Origin of the sequence: Variovorax sp. V93 (assembly GCF_041154485.1) — a bacterium.
Lineage (GTDB): Bacteria > Pseudomonadota > Gammaproteobacteria > Burkholderiales > Burkholderiaceae_C > Variovorax > Variovorax beijingensis_A.
In genome coordinates this window covers 1,994,860-2,010,983 of sequence record NZ_AP028669.1, presented here as the reverse complement: position 1 = coordinate 2,010,983, position 16,124 = coordinate 1,994,860, and the positions used below count along the sequence as shown (strand labels likewise).

The following is a 16,124-nucleotide window of genomic DNA, read 5'->3' as shown; positions in this document are numbered from 1 at the left end:
GCCCGGGGCCTCGTGAGCGCCCGGGCTTTCGCGCGGGACGCTCAGATCTTGCCGACGAGGTCGAATGAGGGCTTCAGCGTTTCAGCGCCTTCGGTCCACTTGGCGGGGCAGACTTCACCGGGGTGGGCAGCCACGTACTGGGCAGCCTTCACGCGGCGCAGCAGTTCGGCGGCGTCGCGGCCGATGCCGTTGTCGTGCACTTCGATGGTCTTGATCTTGCCTTCGGGATCGATCACGAAGGTGCCGCGGTAGGCGAGGCCGGCGTCTTCGCCTTCTTCGATCAGCACCTGGAAGGCGCGGGCCAGTTGCTGGCTCGGGTCGCCGATCAGCGGGTACTTGACCTTGCCGATGGTGTCCGAGGTGTCGTGCCATGCCTTGTGGGTGAAGTGGGTGTCAGTCGACACGCCATACACCTCGACGCCGAGTTTCTGGAATTCGGCGTAGTGGTCGGCGAGGTCGCCGAGTTCGGTGGGACACACGAACGTAAAGTCAGCCGGGTAGAACACCACGACCGACCATTTGCCCTTGAAGTTGTCGTTGCTGACCGGCACGAACTTGCCGTTGTGGTACGCGGTGGCCTTGAAGGGAATGATTTCGGTGTTGATCAGGGACATTGCTGTTTCCTTGGTGGTGGCTAATGAAAAGAACGAGACATGAGTATAGCTACCAATCTCATGATTTCAATAGTTATCAGCTATTAAAAGTATTGCAGCTTGCTATGTTTGCGATGGCCGCTGCCACGATCGAATACGAACGTGTATCACCATCAAACGCATGCAGACCGGCGCAGCATGGGATTGCTTGCAAGGGCTCGCCCACCCCTCTCACAATCGGTGCTTTCAGAACAAGGAAAAAGAACATGAAGGGCGACCCCAAGGTCATCGAACATCTGCAGGCGCAGCTCAAGAACGAGCTCACCGCCATCAACCAGTACTTCCTGCACTACCGCATGCTCAAGCACTGGGGTCTGGACAAGCTGGCCAAGAAGGAATACGAGGAATCGATCGGCGAAATGAAGCACGCCGACAAGCTGATGGACCGCATCTTCATGCTCGACGGCCTGCCGAACCTGCAGGACCTGGGCAAGCTGAACATCGGCGAGGACGTGCCCGAACTGCTGAGTTGCGACCTCGGCGCCGAAACCGGCGCGCAAGCCACCATCAAGGACGGCATCGCCTACTGCGAGACGGTGCGCGACTACGTTTCGCGCGACCTGCTGCAGGAGATCCTGGACGACACGGAGGAGCACATCGACTTCCTCGAAACCCAGATCGACCTGATCGACAAGGTCGGCGTGCAGAACTATCTGCAGTCGCAGATGGGCGAAGTCAGCTGATCCTCCAAGGCCGGAGCGACGTTCTCAGCCGACATCGCCCGGCTCCTGCGGGCGCTTGTTCCCGCTGAGCATGGCGGCAACCAGGTTTTCCCGGTGCCGCCAACTCGTGAAGGCGACACCGGCCAGGTGCAGGGCGATCAGCGCCACCAGTGTCCAGGCCAGGCTGCGGTGGAGCCATTCCACCCACGCCAATCCCCAGAACATGTCGAGCGAGTACATCCAGCCCGTGACGCCCGCCGCCGTCACCGTGGCAAGCAGCGCGACGACCATCCAGCCGCCCAGCGGGTTGTGGCCCAGATAGCGCTTTTCGCGCCGGGCAAGCACCTCGCCCATGTAGTGCTGCACCTGCGCGGGAGACCGGACGAACTGCCGGAATCTCGCGTAGCGCCCTCCCCACCAGCCGCCGATGCAGCGCCCGGCAATCAGGGCCAGCGCGGCGTAGCCCGCGAGTTCGTGCTGCCGCAACAACGCCTCGCCACTGAACCATGCCACGGCAATGGCCGCGACCAGCGCCCAGTGCGTGGCGCGCAGCCAAAGTGCCCAGACCTGCACCGGCGGACGCCCGGGAGCCGCACGCACCGCGCGGATCCTCAGGACGGCTGCTTCACCTGTCCGACTTTCTCGAAGGTCTTGGGATCGAAGAACGCCTCGGTGCGCTGGCCCTTCTCGTCGAAGCCGTAGACCTCGTAGCAGCCATTGAAGTCCTTGATCTGGCGTACCTTCCAGCCTTCGCCGGTCAGCTTGCGCTGCAGCTCCATCTGCGGGCGCATCTCTGCCTTGGGAACCGGCGCGCACTTGACCGCGTCGTGCTCGACGAACTGGGCGGAGACCGACGCAGACCAAAGGACGGCGGTTGCGGCGGCAGCACTGAAAAGAAGCGACTTGTTCATGAATGGTCTCCCGGCGGTGCAGGCGCCACGCAACGGCTCAGACGTCGAGCCACATGCGCAGCAGGTTGTGGTAAGTGCTTGTGAGGCCGATCACTCCGGAATCGGTCTCGCCATATTGGCTGCGGAGATGGCGCAAATGGTTGTCCATCTCGAACAGCAGCCGGCGCTGCTCGTCGCTGCGCACCATGCTCTGGATCCAGAAATAGCTCGCGGTCCGGTAGCCACGCGTCACCGGCAGCACCCGGTGGACGCTCGTGCCCGGATAGAGCACCATATCGCCGGCCGGCAGCTTGACGCGCTGCACACCGAAGGTGTCCTCGATCACGAGTTCGCCGCCGTCGTATTCGTCGGGCTCGGCCAGGAACAGGGTGCACGAGATGTCGGTGCGCACCCGGCCCGAGCCGTCGCGCAGGAAGCGGACGGCACTGTCCACATGGTTGCCGAAGCTGTTGGACGCACCGCCGTAGCGGTTGAACAGCGGCGGCGAAATCTGCTTGGGCAGCGCGGCCGAGAAGAAAAGCTGGTGCCGCTCCAGGCCGCGCAGCAGCAGTTGCTGCAGCGCGCGGGTTTCTTCGCAGTCTTCCCTCAATTGCTCGTTGTTCTTCGCCTGCGCCGACTGGCTGCCGGCGGTGATCCGGCCGTCGCCCCAGGGTGCATCGGCGAGGATCCCGCGGGCCTCGCGCAGCTCCTCGGAAGTGAGCACCTGTTTGATGTGCAGCAGCATGGCCCCGAGGACAGTCCGATCAGAAGCGCACGCCGACCGTGCCGAGCACCTGCCGCTTGGCGCCCAGGATGGCAAAGCCCGGATACAGCTGATCGCCGTAGGCCTTGTTGCTGAGGTTGTTGATGTTGATCTGCGCGTACACGTCCGGCGTGAACTTGTATTCGAGCATTGCATCGGCCACCACGTAGCCCGGGACGCGGGCGGTCGCCGAGGCGGCACCGGTGGTGCCTGTCAACGGCCGGTTCTCGGTCGCGCCATGTGCGCCCAGTGCGACGCGCAGCTTCGGCGTTGCCTGGTAGCTGACCCAGACCGCACCCGACTGCTTGGGTGTGAGACCCACGCGCTGGCCGACCGAGGCCTGCGCTGCAGCTGCGCTGCCGGCCTGGTCGATCTTGGCGACCGGCATCCAGGTATACGAAGCGTAGATCTCCCACTGCCGGCCCAGGCGGCCGACGACGTCGAGTTCGACACCCGCGGTGTGCCGCTTGCCCGAGAGCGTGTAGGCCGAGCCGGCAAAATCGGCATCGGTGGTGCGCTCGTTGTACTTCTCGGTGCGGAAAATCGCGCCGCGCGTGGAGAGCGCGCCGTTCAGCCAGTCGAGCTTGGCACCCACCTCGAGGTTGCGGCTCTTCTCGGGCGGCGTGTTGGCGTTCTGCGGCGTGACGTACTGGTAGGTGTCGGCCGAGGTGTTGAACGAGGTGCCGTACGACACATAGTACGACTGGGAATCGGAGGGCTGGTACATCACGCCGCCGCGATAGCTCCACGGCGAGTTCGACAGATGCGTGCTGGTGACGCTCAGCGGCGTGCTGCTCACTGCCCCGGCGCGATAGTTCAACTGCTCGAAGTCGCCCTTGAAGCTGTCGTAGCGAATGCCGCCAAGCACCTTCCAGTGCGGCGCAACCTGGATCAGGTCCTGTACATAAAGGCCATACGCTTTCGCATCGTAGTTGCTCGAATTGCGCCATTGCGGCGACAGGCCGGTGCCGACCAGGCCAGCCCCATCGTCGGGCGTGCCGACGCGCGTGGGCGGACGGATACCGAGCGTGCTGCCATTGTTCTGGAAGCGAATGGCCTCTTCCTTCGAGGCATCGATGCCGGCCAGCAGCTCATGCTTCATGCCGAGCGCATCGAACGCCAGGCTGTAGTCGCTCTGCGCATAGGTTCCCTTGTAGCGGTCCTTGCGCGGCGTGAGACCGCTGCGCGTGAGGAAGGTCGAGGGGTCAAGCGAGGTGACCGCCCGGGTGCCGGCCGGACAGGTTCCTGCCGCCGTGGGAAGTGCGCCACAGGCCCCCACTGCCGTGCTCCATTGCGCCCGCTCGAACACGCCGCTGCGCACCTGCGTACGCAGCTCGCCGCCATTGGCGAACCTGTGCTTCCACGCGCCGTGCACGTAATTCGCCTCGCCATCGACGAAGTCCGCCGAGGTGCCATAGAAGTCTCCGGGCTTGACCGGCGCCAGGCTGCCGTTGACGTAGCGCACGGCCGACATCGGCACGTTGTTGTTCTTGAGGTGGAACAGGCCGACGGTGAATTCGTCCGCTGTGCCCAGGCCCCAGCTGTACGAGGGTGCGATGCCGTACTTGTCGATCTTCGCGCCGCCGTTGTCGGCCTTGTTGTACATCGCGTTGATGCGCAGCGCCGAGTTCTCGCCGGTGCGTAGGTTGAAATCGGCGGTGGTGCGAAAGTAGCCGCCGCTGCCCAGGGTGCCCACGACGTCGGTCTGGTCGGCCAGCAAAGGCTTCTTGCTCACCTGGTTCACGACGCCGCCCGTGGAGCCGCGGCCGAAGAGCATTGAGGCCGAGCCGCGCATCACTTCGATGCGGTCGAGGTTGAAGGTGTCGCGGTCGTACTGCGAGGGGTCGCGCATGCCGTCGATCATCAGGTCGCCGGTGCTGGCGATCGGGAAGCCGCGCAGCCGGATGTCCTGGTCGGTGCCGTTCTCGGTCGCGGCGAAAGTGATGCCCGCCGAATAGTGCAAGGCATCCTTCAACGTGTCGAGCTTGACGTCATCGATCAGCTTTTCGGTGATGACGTTGATCGACTGCGGAATATCGCGAATCTCCTGCGTTCCCTTGCCGATATTGGTTTTCTTGGTCTGGACCTGATCCTTGCCTTGCGCTTCGGCCTGCTCCGTCACCGTGATGGTTCCAAGGGTGCCGCCCTGCACCGTGGTCGCCGGCGTCTGCGCCCAGCTGCTGACTGAGGCGGCCAGCATGAGTGCGCCAAACGGCAGCATCGCCGCTTCGCGCGGCGCGCCAGGCGCTGCAGTACGCGCCACAGGAGCCGAGGAGGACAGGGGACGCGACGCACGAGCGCGCCGGCGGGCAGTATTGGACAAGAGAACCTCCAGAAAAGCCAAACGGCTGGTTTGAATGGCTGGCTGGGACCGGTGCTTCACCGGTGGTGGCTTGCCGAAATTTGGCTGGAGTGTAGTGCGAACGTAGTCTGAATCATTCGCACTTAGATTCTCCTGTTGCTAAAATGCTACCTTTTCCCATCCGAGTACCAAAGACCGCTTTCCGGGATAGTTATTGAAAATGCGAGGGATTCGTATTTATAATCGCCTCGAACCCAACCAGCCAGCCAACTGCCGCTTTCACCACCATGATCGTTTGCGTCTGCCGCCGAGTCTCCGACCGTGAAATCGCACGTCATGTGCGGGCCGGCATGACTTTCGACGAAGTCCAGTTCGAGCTTGGCGTAGCCACCCAATGTGGCCAGTGTGAAGGCTGTGCGCGCGATATCGTTGCGCAGTGCAGCGCCTCTCACCCGGTCGCCGCGTTGAACCGCGAATCGGGAACGAGTGCGATCCAGCTTGCCACCTCCATCTCGGAAAGCAAGGCATGGAACTCTTCTCGGCACTCGGCGGCAGCCTGATACTCGTTGCGGGCTCGGTCTGGTGGATCTTTCGTAAGTAAACAGTAGTCGTAGCGGTTTTGCTGCAATCGAGGCACCCTCCATGGGTGCCCGCATTCGAATTGGTTGATCGTGTCTGACCGCTTTGCCCCTCCCCCCTCCGTACTGGGCCTCTCGCGCAATGCACTCATTGCCGGGGGCGTGATCCTGTTTCATGCAGCGGCGCTGTGGGCGCTGCAAAGCGGCCTGCTGCGCCGCGCTGCTGAAGTGGTGATTCCTGTCGAAATCCTGAGCCAGTTCGTCGAGCCGCCCAAGCCGGCCGAACCGCCGCCGCCTCCCCCGCCGCCTCCGCAGCGCAAGCCCGAAGCCGTCAAGCCGCCGCCTCGCCCGGTGGCCATCCGCGAGCCGAAGCCGACACCCGCGCCCAGCGCGCCGGTCGGCGTGCCCGAGCCTCCGCCCCCCGCGCCCGTTGCGGAGGCTCCCGCTCCCACGCCGCCCGCGCCGCCGGCCCCGCCACCGGCCCCGCCCGCACCACGGACGATCGAAATCTCGGAAGGCCAGACGCGCTACGTCAGGGAACCCAAGCTCGTGTATCCCAGCATGAGCCGGCGCCTGGGCGAGTCGGGCACCACCGTCGTCTCGATCTATTTCGACAGCGAAGGCTTCGCCAAGCGCGTCGAACTCTTCAAGTCCAGCGGATTCGAGCGCCTCGACGAAGCGGCGCTCAGCGCCGCCCGCACCGCCCAGGTCACGCCCTTCAGGCAAACGGGAGGCAACGCACAGACCACCTACCTGCTGCGGGCCCCCTTCTCATTCAAACTGAACTAATCTTTCTCTGGAGCAATTTCGTATGGATTCCCAATTCGGCTTGATGAACGTCTGGAACCAGGGCGATTTCGTCACCAAGGCCGTCGCGCTGCTGTTGATCGGTATGTCGCTAGCGTCGTGGATCGTGATCATCATCAAGGCACTCGACGTCATCAAATACAAGCGCCTTGCCAAGCATTCGCAGGACTTCTGGCACAGCGAAGACTTCGCAACCGCGCTCAACAAGCTCGGCAAGGACGACAGCAACCCGTTCCGCGCCCTGGCACTCGAAGGCCGCGAAGCGGCTGCGCACCATCGCAACACGAAGGCCCATCTGCACGATGCACTGGACGTGAGCGACTGGATCACGCGTTCGCTGCGCAACGGCATCGATGCCTTCACCGCGCGCCTTCAGACCGGCCTCGCCATCCTGGCATCGGTCGGTTCGACGGCGCCGTTCATCGGCCTCTTCGGCACCGTCTGGGGCATCTACCATGCGCTCATGAGCATCGGTTCGGCCGGCCAGGCCACCATCGACAAGGTGGCGGGCCCGATCGGCGAAGCACTGATCATGACGGCGCTGGGCCTCGCGGTGGCCATTCCGGCGGTGCTGGGCTACAACGCACTGGTGCGCGGCAACAAGTTTGTTCTCACCAAGCTCAACAGCTTTGCCCATGACCTGCACGCCTACTTCGTGACGGGCGCACGCGTGCAAAGCGGCGGCGGCGACGCCATCGTGGTTCCGCTCAAGAAGGGCTGAGATCATGGCTTTCGGAACCCAGGACGAGCCCGACGAGGTGATGAACGAGATCAACATGACGCCGCTGGTCGACGTCATGCTGGTGCTGCTGATCATCTTCATCATCACGGTGCCGGTGATGAAGCACGCAGTCAACATCGACCTGCCCCGCGCCACCAGCGAACCTGAGCAACCCAAGCCGCAGAACATCCTGTTCAGCATCACGGCCGACGGCAGCTACTACTGGAACGAGCAGAAGATCAACGACGCCGAACTGCCCGTCCGCCTCGCCGCTGAGGCCGCCAAGGATCCGCAGCCCGAACTGCACATCCGCGGCGACAAGGAGGTGCGCTACGAACGCGTGGCCAAGGCGATGTCGAAGGCGCGGGAGGCCGGCGTGCGCAAGATCGGCTTCGTGACCGAGCCCGACGCGAAATAAGTCACTGAACGTCCTTAAAAAAGTCGATCGCGGCGATTGACTTTTTATTGCGAATCATTATCATTCACTCATCGCTTCGATAAGGGAATTTCAGATGCAAGCCAAACCGAACGCCTTTTCTGTTCTGAGCCATCCTTCGCTCGACCAATCGGGTGGCGGACATGCGTCCATCCAGGCACCGCGCCCGGCGCCCATGGTCGAAAGCACGGAGCTTCTGAAAGGAAGCAAGACCGTGGGCATCATGCACAACGGTTCCCTCTACAGGCTCCAGGCCACCAAACTCGGCAAGCTGATCCTGACCAAGTAAGCCGTCAGCCCGCCCTTCGCGCAAGTTTCATCGTGGGGCGACTTGAGGAGACTCATCTCCGAGGGTCGTTTTTTGCTAGCCAACGGTTCGCCGACTAGCCAAGCTTTTTTTTCACGCTGGATATCCAACAAAAACGCCGACTCGAAGTCGGCGTTTTGCTTTGGTGCGTCGAACGCTCAAAGACCGAGGGCTGCGATGCCGGCCTTGGCAATCTGGGCGTCCTCGTTCGACTTCACGCCGCTCACGCCGACGGCACCGATCACCTGGCCGTCCTTCACGATGGGTACGCCGCCCTCCAGCAGGCCCTGTACGGCGGGCGCCGTGAGAAACGCGCTGCGGCCGCCATTGATGATGTCTTCGTAGACCTTGCTCTCGCGGCGCCCCATGGCTGCCGTGTGCGCCTTGGCGGGCGCGATGTGGGACGACAGCGCCGCGGCGCCATCGAGGCGCTGGAGCCACAGCAGGTTGCCGGCATCGTCGGAGATGGCGATGGTCACGGCCCAGTTGTTCTTGAGGGCCTCGGCTTCGGCAGCGGCGGCAATGGCCTTGACATCGGCGAGTTCGAGGAAGGACTTGGTCTTCATGTTGAGAATCAGGTTGCGTGAAACCCGACAGCATAACGGCCAACGGCTCCCTGGGCGCCCTGGTGCTTAGGACCATCGTCCATACGGTCTTTGTGCCGCCGCCCTCTTGCAGACCCCTAGAATGCGCCCAACTGCGTGATTGCAGCAACCCAAGGAGCTACGGCCATGAACGACCGCGTTACCACCCTCGACACTTCCGCCGGCTACGGCCAGGCGCTGCCGCAGGCTGAGCGCCAACGCGTCCTGCGCAACACCTACTGGCTGCTGGCGCTGAGCATGCTGCCCACCGTGCTGGGCGCCTGGGTCGGCGTCGCCACCGGCATCACCAGCTCGCTCACGGGCGGGTTGGGCCTCATGGTTTTCCTCGGCGGCGCCTTCGGCTTCATGTTCGCGATCGAGAAAACCAAGAACTCGGCCGCCGGCGTGCCGGTGCTGCTGGCCTTCACCTTCTTCATGGGCCTGATGCTGTCGCGGCTGATCGCGATGGTGCTGGGCTTCAAGAACGGTTCCGAGCTCATCATGACCGCGTTCGGCGGCACTGCCGGCGTTTTCTTCGTGATGGCATCGCTCGCCACCGTGATCAAGCGCGACCTGTCCGGCATGGGCAAATGGCTCTTCGTCGGCGCCATGGTGCTGATGGTGGGCGCCATCATCAACGTCTTCGTGGGCTCGAGCGCCGGCATGATGGCCATTTCGGTGGCCGCCATCGGCATCTTCTCGGCCTTCATGCTCTATGACCTGAAGCAGATCATGGATGGCGGCGAAACCAACTACATCAGTGCCACGCTCGCGCTTTACCTGGACCTGTTCAACGTGTTCCAGAGCCTGCTGGCCCTGCTGGGCATCGCCGGCGGCGAACGCGACTGAGCGAACGAGCGAGGCGCCGCAAGCGCCAACGAGAAAAGGGCCCGGCGGGCCCTTTTTTCATGCCAGGTCGAACACCGCAATCGACTCGACGTGCGCCGTGTGCGGGAACATGTTGATCACCCCCGCGAACGTGCAGCGATAGCCGGCCTGGTGCACCAGCAGGCCGGCATCCCGCGCCAGGGTGGAGGGGTTGCAGCTCACGTAGACGATGCGCTTGGGCGGCGCCCAGCCATCGGTTCGCAGTTCGGGCTGCAGGTGCAGGTCGGCCATGGCCTTGGCCAGCGCGAAGGCGCCCTCTCGCGGCGGGTCAACCAGCCACTTGTCGGCACGGCCATCGGCCACCAGCATGGCGGGGGTCATTTCGAAGAGGTTGCGCGCCACGAATCGCGTCGCCGACAGCGCCCGCCGGGCGGCGGTGGCAGGCTGGTTCTTCCTGAAGTTGTCGCTCGCGCGCGCGACCAGGGTGTCGCTGCCCTCGATCCCCAGGACTTCGCGCGCACGGCTGGCCAGCGGCAGGGTGAAGTTGCCCAGGCCGCAGAACCAGTCGATCACGCGCTCGTCGGCCTGCACGTCGAGCAGGCGCAGCGCCTTTCCGACCAGGGCACGGTTGATGTGCGGATTGACCTGCGTGAAATCGGTGGGCTTGAACGGCATCGTCACACCGAACTGGGGCAGTTCGTAGGACAGCGGCATGCCACCTTCTTCGAGCAGCTTCACCGTGTCCGGCCCCTTGGCCTGCAGCCACCACTGGACGCCGGCGTTCTGCGCCGCAAAGTCCTTCAGGCGGCCGATGTCCGCATTGGAGAGCGGCTCCAGGTGCCTCAGCACCAAGGCGATCGTGCCGAGCGAGGTGGTACCGGGCGCATCGCCGCAGGCGAGCTCGATCTGCGGGCAGGTCTCGCGGGCGTCCAGCGAACCGATCAATGCGCGCAAGGGCATCAGCATGTCGCTGACCTGCTTGGGCAGCACCGGGCATACCTGCATGTCGGCGAGATACCGGCTCTTGCGCTCATGGAAGCCGATCAGCACGGTGCCCTTCTTGACCACATGGCGCACTGAAAGCCGCGCACGGTAGCGGTAGTGCCAGGCGGGCCCTTCGAGCGGCCGCAGCACGTTGTCGGGCCGCACCTTGCCGAGATGCCACAGGTTGTCCTCGAGGGCGCGCTGCTTCACCGCAACCTGCGCCGCCTCGTCCAGATGCTGCATCTTGCAGCCGCCGCACGCACCGGTATGCAAACCGAAATGCGGGCAGCCAGGCCGAACCCGCTGCGACGATTCGCGCCGGATGGCCGTGACCGTGCCCTGCTCCCAGTTGTTCTTGCGGCGATGAACGTTGAACTGCACTTCTTCGAAAGGCAGAGCGCCTTCGATGAACACGACCATGCCTTCGGCGTTGTGCGCCACGCCTTGCGCGTCGAGGTCGAGCGACTCGACCTTGAGCCATTCGCCCGCCGCGGTTGCCGGGGTTTTCGCGGGGACTTTCTTTTCTTCGATGGATTCCGTCATCCCCCGATTGTCTCAGCGCCGGCCCGGCCCTCCGCGGCCACGGCAAACCCCCGCTAGAACAAGGCGTCGCGCCCCACGCCGGAACGGGTCAGCTGGCGCCGCATCTTGGCCAGTGCCTCGTTCTGGATCTGCCTCACACGCTCGCGCGTCAGCCCGAGGCGCACGCTCAGCACCTCGAGCGTCTCGGGCTCGCGGTCGTGCAGGCCGTAGCGGCCCTCCAGCACCTCGCGCTCGCGCGCATCGAGGGCGTGGACCCATTGATCGAGCAAGCGCGCGACCTCGTGGGTGTGCGTGACGTCGGTCGGATCGCCCTGCCCGTCCTCGGACGCCACGGTGTCGGCCAGGGTGAAGCCTTCGTCTCCGTGCGCATCGCCGGCATCCAGCGAACGCGGCGCTTCGGCCAGCGCCAGCAGTTCCGCGACCGCCTGCACGTCCAGCCCCAGAAATGCGGCGACATCCTCCACGCGCACGCCGTCGGGCCGATGCGCCAGGAACTCGGCATCGCCTTCGAGCGTGCGGCGGGCCCGCAGCACCTGCTGCAGTTCACGCACCACATGCACCGGCAGGCGGATGGCACGCGCCTGGGTCAACACGGCGCGCTCGACCGACTGGCGGATCCACCAGGTTGCATAGGTGGAAAAACGAAAGCCCCGTTCGGGTTCGAACTTGGTGATGGCGTGCATCAGGCCGAGATTGCCTTCCTCGATGAGGTCGGAAAGCGGTACGCCCCGGCCCAGATAGGCCTTGGCGATGTTCACAACCAGCCTCAGGTTGTGCTCGATCATCGATTGCCGCGCTGCAAAGTCGCCGGCGCGCGCAGCGCATGCGGCCTGGTATTCCTCTTCGGGCGTGAAGAGCTCGGTACGCCGCACCTGGCGCAGGTAGATCGTCAGGGCATCGGCGCCTTCGCCGCCGGGCGAATCGGTTGCGGCAATCAGGTCTGCAGCAAGTGCAGCAGGCTTCGCAGGCGAGCCCTGCGGGCCGCTCTCTACAGCCCTGCCCCGGCCCACCGGCCGACGCACGGGCAGTGCGCGACGGGGGCTGGAAGCGGCCATGGCATCACCGGCTCGGCAAGTAGCGCGCCGGATCGACGGGCTTGCCCTGGCGGCGGATTTCGAAATGCAGCTTGACGCGGTCGGCGTCGCTGTTGCCCATCTCGGCGATCTTCTGGCCCTTTTGCACCGACTGGTCTTCCTTCACGAGCAGCGTCTGGTTGTGCGCGTAGGCCGTGAGGTAGGTGTTGTTGTGCTTCAGGATGATCAGGTTGCCATAGCCGCGCAAACCTGCGCCGGCATAGACCACGCGGCCGTCGGCAGCCGCGAGGACGGCATCGCCCGCCTTGCCGCCGATGTCGAAGCCCTTGTTCTTGGCGTCGTCGAACCCCGCGAGCAGCGTGCCGTGCGCAGGCCAGATCCAGCCGAGGTCCTCGTCGCCCGAGCTTGCGGCGGGCGCCGACGGCGACGCCGTGACCGGCGGCTTGCCGACCGCGGCGCTGGCGGGCGCTGCAGGCACCACCGCCGACGGCGGCGTGACAGGCTTGGTGACCACGCCCTCGGAAGAAGGCGCAGGCGCGGTTGCGACAGAGGCAGCCGGTCCCACCGGCGGCACCACGCGCAGCACCTGTCCGACTTCGATCAGGTCGGGATTTTCAAGATTGTTCCAGCGAACGATGTTCTGCCAGCTCTGGCCGGTTTCGTTTCCGATGCGGCGAATCGTGTCGCCGGGCCGTACTGCGTAATAGCCGGGCTTGCCATAGTTCTCGATGCCTGGAAGCGGCTTGCCCGAAGCATCGGTGGTGATGAGCGGGCCACCGGGTGCCGCATTGGGCGCACGCGTCATCGTGCCCCGGTCTTCGACCGGTGCCGGCCCTCGCGGTGCGGCGCAGCCCGCGATCACGAGCACAACTGCCAACGTGATACCAGCGCACCAACTCCGATTGCCAAAACCCTGCATTTGTTGTTCCTTCAAGCGATGCCCGATTTTAGGGGGACAAAGTGAACCGCCTCAAGAATGCGGCGCTCGAGTCCACGGGCGGTTTTGTCAATGACGACGAGCGCCTGCCCGCCGCCCGCCGAGTGCGTGGGCGCCACGATGCGTCCGCCGACGGCGAGTTGTTCGATCCAGGCCTGCGGCACCGCCTCGCCGCCTGCCGCGGCGATGATGCCGGCGTAAGGCGCACCCTTGGCATAGCCGACCATGCCGTCGCCCAGCATCAGATGAACCGTGGCCAGCCGGAAGTGCCGCAGGTTGGCGCGCGCGCGTTCGTGCAGTCCGCGCAGGCGCTCGATGCTGTAGACCTCCGTGGCCACGTGGTTCAGCACCGCGGCCTGGTAGCCGCAGCCGGTGCCGATTTCCAGCACGCGGCCGAGACGGTCCTGCGGCTTGCCGGCCAATGCGGGCGCCCCCAGCAGGAGCTCGATCATGCGGGCCACCACGCTCGGCTTGGAGATGGTCTGGCCCAGCCCGATCGGCAGGCTCGTGTCTTCATAGGCCTGGTTGACGAGCGCGCTGTCGACGAAGAGATGCCGCTCGACCGCACTCAGCGCGCGCAGCACGCGCGCATCGGCAATGCCTTGGGCAGCGAGCTTCTGCACCATGCGCGCGCGCACGGCGTCGGAAGCCATCGAAGGCGTGGCCGGCACCATCGGCTTGGCAGGCACAGCGGGCAGGCGCCCGCGCGTGGCGGCCGAGGCGGTGGGTGTCAGGCGAACCGGGAATCCAGGCCGTTGCGTGGCCATGCTCAATTACCGAGACGGGCAACCGTCTCGCGCCACTGGCCCAGGTTGGCATGGTCGGTCAGGTCGATCTGCAGCGGCGTCAGCGCAATGTGGCCGGCGGCGGTGGCATGGAAGTCGGTGCCCTCGCCGCTGTCCTTGGCGCCTCCGGCACCTGCAATCCAGTACATCGTCTCGCCCCGCGGGCTTTCCTGAGTGATGACTTTCTCCGCCGAATGGCGCCGGCCCAGCCGGCAAACCTGGATCGGCTTGAGCTCGTCGAGCGGCCGGTTCGGAACGTTCACGTTGAGCAGGAAGGCGCCGCCGTCCAGCATGCGCTCGCGCTCGATCTGCTGCACCAGGCGCCGGGCCACCTGGGCGGCCGCGTCGACATGCGCCCAGCCCTTCTCGATCTGCGAGAACGCGATGGCGGGGATGCCGAACAGATAGGCCTCCATGGCCGCACCCACGGTGCCGGAGTAGATGGTGTCGTCGCCCATGTTGGCGCCGTTGTTGATGCCGGAGACCACCAGGTCGGGCCGGTAGCCGAGCAGCCCCTTGAGCGCGATGTGAACGCAATCGGCCGGCGTGCCTGTCACGTAGCGAAAACCGTTGTGCGCCTTGTGCACGTAGAGCGGCGCCGCCAGCGTGAGGGCATTCGACTTGGCGCTGTTGTTGTGCTCGGGTGCAACCACCTCGACGTCCGCGATGTCTTTCAATGCGTCGTGCAATGCGACGATGCCCGGCGCCTGAAAACCATCGTCGTTGGAAATAAGTATCTTCATGGTGCTTTTCAGTGCCCGGATTGTAGGCGCCGCGCGCGTCGCAGCAGGGACAACGGCGCCCTGCCGCGCCCCCTATCATCGCCTCGCATTCATTGCCCACACACGACTGATTCAAAGGAGACCCGAGCATGCACGCATGGCTTTGCGAAAACCCCACCGGCGTCGATGCGCTGACCTGGAAGGAACTGCCGACGCCGGCGCCGGGTCCGGGCCAGGTGCTGATCGAAATCAGGGCCGCCAGCCTCAACTTCCCCGATCTGCTGATCGTGCAGAACAAATACCAGATCAAGCCGCCGCTGCCGTTCGTGCCCGGTTCGGAATACGCTGGCGTCGTCCAGGCGGTGGGCGAAGGCGTCACCCACCTGAAGGTCGGCCAGAACGTGGCTTGCCTCTCGGGCACGGGCGGCTTCGCAACCCACACGCTGGCGCCGGCGGCGCTGTGCATGCCGCTGCCCGAAGGCTTCGGCCATGTCGACGCGGCGGCGTTCATCATGATCTATGCCACTTCGTGGCATGCGCTGATGGACCGCGCACAACTCAAGGCCGGTGAAACCGTGCTCGTGCTCGGTGCAGCAGGCGGCGTGGGCACCGCCGCCATTCAAATCGCAAAGGCGGCAGGCGCCAAAGTGATTGCGGCGGCTTCTACCGACGAGAAATGCGAACTCTGCCGCTCCATTGGCGCCGACGCCACGATCAACTACACCACGCATGCGCTTCCAGGCGGCTTTCGCGATGCCATCAAGGCCGCGACCGACGGCAAAGGCCCCGATGTCATTTACGACCCGGTGGGCGGTGATTTCGCCGAGCCTGCATTTCGCTCGATTGCATGGCGCGGACGCTATTTGGTGGTCGGCTTTGCCTCCGGGCCGATTCCCTCGCTGCCATTGAACCTCACGCTGTTGAAAGGCGCTTCCCTGGTCGGCGTGTTCTGGGGCGATTTCGCCAAGCGCGAGCCCAAGGCCAATGCACAAATGATGGCCGAATTGGCGCACTGGTACGGGCAGGGAAAGATCAAGCCCGTGATCGACAGCACGATGCAGATGTCAGAATTGAAAGCCGCCTATGCCCACATGGGATCGCGCGGCGTCAAAGGAAAACTCGTGATGGTGAACTGAGTGCCGCGGGTTTGCCCGGATTCGCACCCAATAAAAAAGCCCGCACCCGCGGGCTTTTTTATTGGCCAGTGGCCCGCTTCGGCGCTTACTTGATCTCGAACTCGGAAAGCGACTTGCCCGCGGCCAGTGCCTCGGTCACCCAACGCGGCTTGCGGCCGCGGCCGCCAGACCAGGTTTCGCCGGTTGGACCACGGTATTTGGCTGCTGCCTTGACCGCGGGAACCCCTGCGCTGCGCTTGACCGAGCCGCCGCGTGCACTGAGTTTCAGGTCCGACGCGGTCAGGCCGTATTCAGCGATCTTCCGGCGCACATCTTCAATCACGCCTGCGCGCTCTTGGTTGCGAAGGTCTTCGGCCTGCTTGCGCAATTGCGCAATCTGCTCGTCGTACTTCTTGATCTGGGAATTGATATCGGCAAGGGTCGAAGCCATTGTTGGACTCCTGAAAATTGGA

General features: G+C 64.6%; 20 protein-coding genes. 8 read left to right on the top strand and 12 right to left on the bottom strand.

Annotated elements, in window-relative coordinates; all coding sequences use genetic code 11:
- Positions 1–41 precede the first annotated feature (41 nt).
- Complete coding sequence (gene ahpC, locus ACAM54_RS09535; RefSeq protein WP_025569327.1) at positions 42–614, bottom strand: alkyl hydroperoxide reductase subunit C; 573 nt, start codon at positions 612–614, stop codon at positions 42–44.
- Between the two features lie 245 nt (positions 615–859).
- On the opposite strand from ahpC, the gene bfr reads away from it, so the two are divergent.
- The gene (gene bfr, locus ACAM54_RS09530; RefSeq protein WP_025569326.1) at positions 860–1,336 is read left to right on the top strand and encodes a bacterioferritin; all 477 of its coding nucleotides are present in this window, start codon (positions 860–862) and stop codon (positions 1,334–1,336) included.
- Positions 1,337–1,360: 24 nt separating this feature from the next.
- On the opposite strand, the gene ACAM54_RS09525 is transcribed toward bfr, so the two are convergent.
- Genes ACAM54_RS09525 through ACAM54_RS09510 form a run of 4 tightly spaced genes read right to left on the bottom strand, consistent with a single transcriptional unit; the run spans position 1,361 to position 5,168 of the window.
- Positions 1,361–1,915 (bottom strand): cytochrome b/b6 domain-containing protein, encoded by a 555-nt coding sequence (locus ACAM54_RS09525; protein ID WP_025569325.1) that lies wholly within the window; start codon positions 1,913–1,915, stop codon positions 1,361–1,363.
- Positions 1,916–1,926: 11 nt separating this feature from the next.
- Entirely contained in the window at positions 1,927–2,226 is a 300-nt protein-coding gene (locus tag ACAM54_RS09520; RefSeq protein ID WP_025569324.1) for a PepSY domain-containing protein, read from the bottom strand.
- A gap of 37 nt (positions 2,227–2,263) precedes the next feature.
- The gene (locus ACAM54_RS09515) at positions 2,264–2,950 is read right to left on the bottom strand and encodes a Fe2+-dependent dioxygenase (protein ID WP_025569323.1); all 687 of its coding nucleotides are present in this window, start codon (positions 2,948–2,950) and stop codon (positions 2,264–2,266) included.
- 19 nt (positions 2,951–2,969) lie between these two features.
- A complete protein-coding gene (locus ACAM54_RS09510) occupies positions 2,970–5,168 on the bottom strand; it encodes a TonB-dependent receptor (RefSeq protein WP_369650535.1) in 2,199 nt (732 codons plus the stop codon).
- Between the two features lie 389 nt (positions 5,169–5,557).
- On the opposite strand from ACAM54_RS09510, the gene ACAM54_RS09505 reads away from it, so the two are divergent.
- The 5 genes from ACAM54_RS09505 to hemP all read left to right on the top strand — a co-directional run bounded on the left by ACAM54_RS09505 (position 5,558) and on the right by hemP (position 8,101).
- Positions 5,558–5,830: a bacterioferritin-associated ferredoxin gene (locus tag ACAM54_RS09505; protein ID WP_018903007.1), complete on the top strand. Its 273-nt coding sequence runs from the start codon at positions 5,558–5,560 to the stop codon at positions 5,828–5,830.
- Positions 5,831–5,941: 111 nt separating this feature from the next.
- Positions 5,942–6,637 carry an energy transducer TonB gene (locus ACAM54_RS09500; RefSeq protein ID WP_155247782.1) on the top strand — a complete coding sequence of 232 codons (696 nt, stop codon included), beginning with the start codon at positions 5,942–5,944 and terminating at the stop codon, positions 6,635–6,637.
- Between the two features lie 22 nt (positions 6,638–6,659).
- Positions 6,660–7,376 (top strand): MotA/TolQ/ExbB proton channel family protein, encoded by a 717-nt coding sequence (locus ACAM54_RS09495; RefSeq protein ID WP_025569321.1) that lies wholly within the window; start codon positions 6,660–6,662, stop codon positions 7,374–7,376.
- Positions 7,377–7,380: 4 nt separating this feature from the next.
- Positions 7,381–7,794, top strand: a complete 414-nt coding sequence (locus ACAM54_RS09490; protein WP_025569320.1) for a biopolymer transporter ExbD — start codon at positions 7,381–7,383, stop codon at positions 7,792–7,794.
- 94 nt (positions 7,795–7,888) lie between these two features.
- Complete coding sequence (hemP, locus tag ACAM54_RS09485; RefSeq protein WP_018903010.1) at positions 7,889–8,101, top strand: hemin uptake protein HemP; 213 nt, start codon at positions 7,889–7,891, stop codon at positions 8,099–8,101.
- 176 nt (positions 8,102–8,277) lie between these two features.
- Here the strand turns inward: hemP and ACAM54_RS09480 are convergent, their stop codons facing one another.
- Entirely contained in the window at positions 8,278–8,685 is a 408-nt protein-coding gene (locus tag ACAM54_RS09480) for a heme-binding protein (protein WP_012746944.1), read from the bottom strand.
- Between the two features lie 165 nt (positions 8,686–8,850).
- Between ACAM54_RS09480 and ACAM54_RS09475 the strand changes: the two genes are divergently transcribed.
- Positions 8,851–9,552 carry a Bax inhibitor-1/YccA family protein gene (locus ACAM54_RS09475; protein ID WP_025569319.1) on the top strand — a complete coding sequence of 234 codons (702 nt, stop codon included), beginning with the start codon at positions 8,851–8,853 and terminating at the stop codon, positions 9,550–9,552.
- A 57-nt stretch (positions 9,553–9,609) separates the two neighbouring features.
- On the opposite strand, the gene rlmD is transcribed toward ACAM54_RS09475, so the two are convergent.
- The 5 genes from rlmD to surE are packed head-to-tail and all read right to left on the bottom strand — an operon-like array spanning position 9,610 to position 14,557.
- Positions 9,610–11,058 carry a 23S rRNA (uracil(1939)-C(5))-methyltransferase RlmD gene (gene rlmD / locus ACAM54_RS09470; RefSeq protein WP_025569318.1) on the bottom strand — a complete coding sequence of 483 codons (1,449 nt, stop codon included), beginning with the start codon at positions 11,056–11,058 and terminating at the stop codon, positions 9,610–9,612.
- Positions 11,059–11,111: 53 nt separating this feature from the next.
- Positions 11,112–12,113: a sigma-70 family RNA polymerase sigma factor gene (locus ACAM54_RS09465; protein WP_025569317.1), complete on the bottom strand. Its 1,002-nt coding sequence runs from the start codon at positions 12,111–12,113 to the stop codon at positions 11,112–11,114.
- A 4-nt stretch (positions 12,114–12,117) separates the two neighbouring features.
- Positions 12,118–13,011, bottom strand: a complete 894-nt coding sequence (locus ACAM54_RS09460; protein WP_025569316.1) for a peptidoglycan DD-metalloendopeptidase family protein — start codon at positions 13,009–13,011, stop codon at positions 12,118–12,120.
- Between the two features lie 11 nt (positions 13,012–13,022).
- Positions 13,023–13,796, bottom strand: a complete 774-nt coding sequence (locus ACAM54_RS09455; protein ID WP_192322940.1) for a protein-L-isoaspartate(D-aspartate) O-methyltransferase — start codon at positions 13,794–13,796, stop codon at positions 13,023–13,025.
- Between the two features lie 2 nt (positions 13,797–13,798).
- Entirely contained in the window at positions 13,799–14,557 is a 759-nt protein-coding gene (gene surE, locus ACAM54_RS09450) for a 5'/3'-nucleotidase SurE (protein WP_145745925.1), read from the bottom strand.
- A gap of 128 nt (positions 14,558–14,685) precedes the next feature.
- Here surE and ACAM54_RS09445 point away from each other — a divergent pair, with 128 nt between their 5' ends.
- Positions 14,686–15,672, top strand: coding sequence for a zinc-binding dehydrogenase (locus ACAM54_RS09445; RefSeq protein WP_025569768.1), 987 nt, complete (start codon positions 14,686–14,688; stop codon positions 15,670–15,672).
- Between the two features lie 85 nt (positions 15,673–15,757).
- On the opposite strand, the gene ACAM54_RS09440 is transcribed toward ACAM54_RS09445, so the two are convergent.
- Complete coding sequence (locus ACAM54_RS09440; RefSeq protein WP_012746936.1) at positions 15,758–16,102, bottom strand: H-NS family nucleoid-associated regulatory protein; 345 nt, start codon at positions 16,100–16,102, stop codon at positions 15,758–15,760.
- Positions 16,103–16,124 lie beyond the last annotated feature (22 nt).